Below are 3943 nucleotides of genomic sequence, written 5' to 3'. Positions count from 1 at the left end.
CGCCGCGGTCAGCGCCGCGAGCGCCGCGCGGATGGGCGCGTGCCGGGCCGCGACCGGGCCTTGCAGCGCATTGAAGTAAGGCACCGGCCCACTCCCCGCCAGGCCAGTCAGGATGCCCTCCACGTCGAGTTCGGAGGTGAATTCCTCCTCCCCGTCCAGCCAGGCGTAGGCGTCCCTCGCGCTGACCTCCACGCCGGGATTGACGAGGACCAGCGGAACCTTCGGCACCGGCAGCGGCGTGAGGACCTCGCCCACGCCCCCCGCGAGCGCGGCCCGTCCCAGCAGGAAAAAGGGCACGTCCGCCCCCAGCGTCAGGGCCAGTTCGGGCAGCCGCACCCCCGCCGGGTAGAGCCGCGCCAGCGCCATCAGCGTGGTCGCCGCGTCGCTGCTGCCCCCGCCCAGCCCGGAGGCGAGGGGCAGCGTCTTGTGCAGGGTGATCGCCGCGCCGCCCGGCACCCCCGCCGCGTCCAGGTAGGCCCGCGCCGCCCGGTAGACGAGGTTGCGCCCGTCGGCGGGGAGCCCCACTGCGCCCTCCACCCGCAGGGACAACTCCGGCGCGGGCGCGATCTCCAGTTCGTCGCCTACCGCCAGCGGCACCATCACCGTGTGCAGGTCGTGGTAGCCCCCCTGCCGCACCCCGCGTACGCTGAGGCCGAGGTTGACTTTGGCAGGGGCGAGGTAGGTCGCTGGAGCAGGGGAGGGGGCGGTCATCGCGCCCCAGCATCCCACACGCGGGTCAGCGCCTCCGCGAGCGCGAGGTCCCCCGGCGCCGTCACCTTGAACAGCCGCGCGTCGCCGGGGACCAGCCGCACCGGGAAGCCCAGCCGCGCGACGAGTCCGGCGTCGTCGGTCGCGGCCACCCCCTGCGCCCGCGCCTGTGCGTGCGCCCGCAGCAGCAGTTCGCGCCGGAACGCCTGCGGGGTCTGCACCGCCCACAGGTCCTCGCGGGGCACGTCCTCCACGCGCAGGCCGCCCTCCCCACGCACCAGGGTGTCGGCCACCGGCAGCGCGACCGTCGCCGCCCCCGTTTCCGCCACCGCCTCCAGCAGCGCCCCCACCACCGCTCCCGGCAGGAAAGGCCGCGCCGCGTCGTGGACAAGGACCACGTCGGCGCCTGTGGCCGCGAGCAGCCGGGCCACGCTCTGCTGCCGCGTGTCGCCGCCCTCGACCGCGCGGGCGGGGAGGCCGGGGGGCAGGTCCATCCCGGCGGGCAGCGCGACCAGCACCTCGTCCACCAGCGGGGCAAGCGCGGCCACGCTGCGGGCCAGCAGGCTGATCCCCCCGACCTCCACGAAGGCCTTTGGTCCCCGCCCCAGCCGGGTGCCCGATCCGGCGGCGGGAATCAGGGCGGCGGTGCGGCCCGCGAGGAGGCAGGCGCCGGTCATGCCCCGCTGTCCTTCCAGCGCCGGAAGCCCGGCACGTCCAGCCCGAACTGGTCGAGCACCCGCGCCGTGACGAAGTGCAGCAGCTCCTCCACATCTGTCGGCGCGTGGTAAAAGCCCGGCGAGGCGGTCATCAACGTCGCGCCCGCGTCATGGGCGGCGAGCATGTTGGTCAGCATGGGCCGGGGCAGCGGGTCCTCGCGCAGTACGAGCACCAGCGGCCGCCGTTCCTTGAGGGTGACGTGCGCTGCCCGCGAGAGCAGGTTGTCCGCGAAACCGCCCGCGACCTTCGCCAGCGTGCCCGCGCTGCACGGCACGACCAGCATTCCGTCGGTGCGAAAGGACCCACTCGCCACGCTCGCCGCGAGGTCGCGGTCGTCGTGGACAGTGTGCGCCAGCGCCGTCAGGTCGGCCAGCGTGGGGCCGCCCGCCTCGGCGGTCATCACCCGCTTGGCCCCGCTCGTCACGATCAGGTGCGTCTCCACACCGAGCGCGTGCAGCGCCCGCAGAATGCTCCCGGCATACGGAATCCCGCTGCCCCCACTCACGCCGACGACCAGCCGCATGAGGGAGAGGGTAGCAGGGGCGGGCGCGGGGAACAGCGGGCGGAAAGACACCGGTAACCCGACTCCGACGACCGGGCCCCCACTTGCCCTCCCCACCCCCCGGCCCATGCTCTAGCCTGACCCATGACCACCCCCCAGGCCGCCGCCGCCGCCGTCCTCCAGGGCTACTGGCAGGGCACCCACTTCGAGGACCCGCCCCCCTACCTCGACCGGGCGCGGTCGATGTCCCCCGTCCTGTACGACCCGGCCAGCGGCATGGCCCTCCTGACCGGCCACGCGGCGGCGGGCGCGGCCCTCAAGAGTCCCCACGTCCGGACGGGCAAGTACGACGGCGATCCCAGTTTTGCCAGCAGCGAGGCCGCCCGCCTGATGGCCCCGATGATGCTCTTTCACGACGGCGCCTCGCACACCCGGCTGCGGTCGCTGGCACAGCGGGCTTTCACGCCCCGGGTGCTGGAGGAGAGCCGGGAGTTCGTCAGCGGCCTGACCGACACGCTGCTGGACGGGGCCGTGCGGCAGGCGGACGCGAACGGCGGCGAGGTGGACGCCGTGGCCGCCCTCGCGGTGCCGCTGCCCGTCGCCGTGATCGTGGAGATGCTGGGGCTGTCGGGCACCGACGCCGACCGCTTCAAGACCTGGGCGGGCAGCGTGGCCGACCTGATCGGCGGGCTGAACGTGCCCCCGGAGCGCTGGGCGCAGGTGGAAGCCGACGCCGGGGCGATGCGCTCGTACTTCCGCACCCTCGCGGACGACCTGCGGGCCTCCCCCCGGCCTGGCCTGCTCTCGGCCCTCGCCGCCGCCGAGGACGGGGGCGAACGCCTCAGCGGGGACGAACTGCTCGCCAACGCGGTGCTGCTGCTCGTCGCGGGCCACGAGACGACCTCCAACCTGCTGTCGGGCAGCCTCCTCGCCCTGCACGGGTGGCCGGAGGAACGGGCCTGGCTCGCGGAGGACCCGGCGGGCCGGATGGGGAACGCGGTGGAGGAACTGCTGCGCTTTCTCTCGCCCGTGCAGGGCACCGCCCGCTTCACGACCGCGCCGCTGACACTGGAGGGGACAGCGTTGCCGCCGGGGCTGCCGCTGCTCGTCAGCCTCGCGGGGGCGAACCGCGATCCCGCCGTGTACCCGGACCCCCACACCCTGCGCCTCTCGCGGGAGAATGCCCGGACGCACCTCGCCTTTGCCGCCGGAGCGCATTACTGCCTGGGGGCGGGACTGGCGCGGATGGAGGCAGCGGTGTTCCTGACGCGCTTCCTGGCCCGCTTTCCGGGGTACCGGGTGCCGGGGCAGACGCTCGCCTACCTGCCCAACCTGACCCTGCGGGGGTTGCGGGCCCTGCGCGTCGCGCTGTAGGGCGGCCGTTATCCCGGAGCCGTTCGCGCCCACGCTGGGGCGGATGGTCCGCCTCACGCTGGGCGTGGCCGTCGCGCTGGGGTTCGCCCGCTTCGCCTACGCGCTGATCCTGCCCGCGATACGAGCGGACCTGGGGTGGACCTTCACGCTGGTGTCTTCGGCGGGAGCTTCCTGGCCGTGCTGACCCGCCGGGCGCTGCCGGAGGGGGCGTGGGGCGCGGGCATCGCATCGCGGTCTTCACGGGGGTCTTCGCGGTGGGGCAGACGCTGGGGCCGCTGCTGACCGGGGCGCTCTCGGACACGGCGAGGAGCNCACGCTGGTGTCTTCGGCGGGAGCTTCCTGGCCGTGCTGACCCGCCGGGCGCTGCCGGAGGGGGCGTGGGGCGCGGGCATCGCATCGCGGTCTTCACGGGGGTCTTCGCGGTGGGGCAGACGCTGGGGCCGCTGCTGACCGGGGCGCTCTCGGACACGGCGAGGAGCCTGCGGCTGGGGCTGGGCGCGGCCCTGGCGTGGCGGCAGCCGGGCGGGGCCGGGTAGACTCGGGGCCTATGGCCGATTCCGACCGCACCCGTGAAGCCCTGCGAGCCGCCATGACCGCCTGGGCGGTCGCGGAGGTGCGCGGCGACCAGGCCCGCGTGACCCT

At 74.9% G+C, this 3943-nt stretch carries 5 protein-coding genes; 2 read left to right on the top strand and 3 right to left on the bottom strand.

All coding sequences use genetic code 11. The annotated features are described in order from the left end of the window. The 3 genes from ispE to QOL99_RS15625 all read right to left on the bottom strand — a co-directional run. The coding region (gene ispE / locus QOL99_RS15635; protein ID WP_285525181.1) for a 4-(cytidine 5'-diphospho)-2-C-methyl-D-erythritol kinase at positions 1-711 on the bottom strand (711 nt) is incomplete at its 3' end. Beyond that, entirely contained in the window at positions 708-1385 is a 678-nt protein-coding gene (gene ispD, locus QOL99_RS15630) for a 2-C-methyl-D-erythritol 4-phosphate cytidylyltransferase (protein WP_285525180.1), read from the bottom strand. The genes ispE and ispD, both read right to left, overlap by 4 nt. Then, entirely contained in the window at positions 1382-1948 is a 567-nt protein-coding gene (locus tag QOL99_RS15625; RefSeq protein ID WP_285525178.1) for a UbiX family flavin prenyltransferase, read from the bottom strand. Before QOL99_RS15625 ends, ispD begins: the two co-directional genes overlap by 4 nt. A 123-nt stretch (positions 1949-2071) precedes the next feature. Here QOL99_RS15625 and QOL99_RS15620 point away from each other — a divergent pair, with 123 nt between their 5' ends. Both QOL99_RS15620 and QOL99_RS15615 read left to right on the top strand, forming a co-directional pair. Beyond that, a complete protein-coding gene (locus QOL99_RS15620; protein ID WP_285525176.1) occupies positions 2072-3301 on the top strand; it encodes a cytochrome P450 in 1230 nt (409 codons plus the stop codon). A 43-nt stretch (positions 3302-3344) separates the two neighbouring features. Further along, positions 3345-3485 (top strand): YbfB/YjiJ family MFS transporter, encoded by a 141-nt coding sequence (locus QOL99_RS15615; protein ID WP_285525175.1) that lies wholly within the window; start codon positions 3345-3347, stop codon positions 3483-3485. Positions 3486-3943: the final 458 nt, after the last annotated feature.

The sequence above is a fragment of the Deinococcus rhizophilus genome (assembly GCF_030271215.1).
Taxonomy (GTDB): Bacteria; Deinococcota; Deinococci; order Deinococcales; family Deinococcaceae; genus Deinococcus; species Deinococcus rhizophilus.
This window is presented reverse-complemented; position numbering and strand designations above follow the sequence as displayed.

Coding starts and splice junctions, on each gene's coding strand:
- ispD (WP_285525180.1), bottom strand. CDS start 1,385: ATGACCGGCGCCTGCCTCCTCGCGGGCCGCACCGCCGCCCTGATTCCC.
- QOL99_RS15625 (WP_285525178.1), bottom strand. CDS start 1,948: ATGCGGCTGGTCGTCGGCGTGAGTGGGGGCAGCGGGATTCCGTATGCC.
- QOL99_RS15620 (WP_285525176.1), top strand. CDS start 2,072: ATGACCACCCCCCAGGCCGCCGCCGCCGCCGTCCTCCAGGGCTACTGG.
- QOL99_RS15615 (WP_285525175.1), top strand. CDS start 3,345: ATGGTCCGCCTCACGCTGGGCGTGGCCGTCGCGCTGGGGTTCGCCCGC.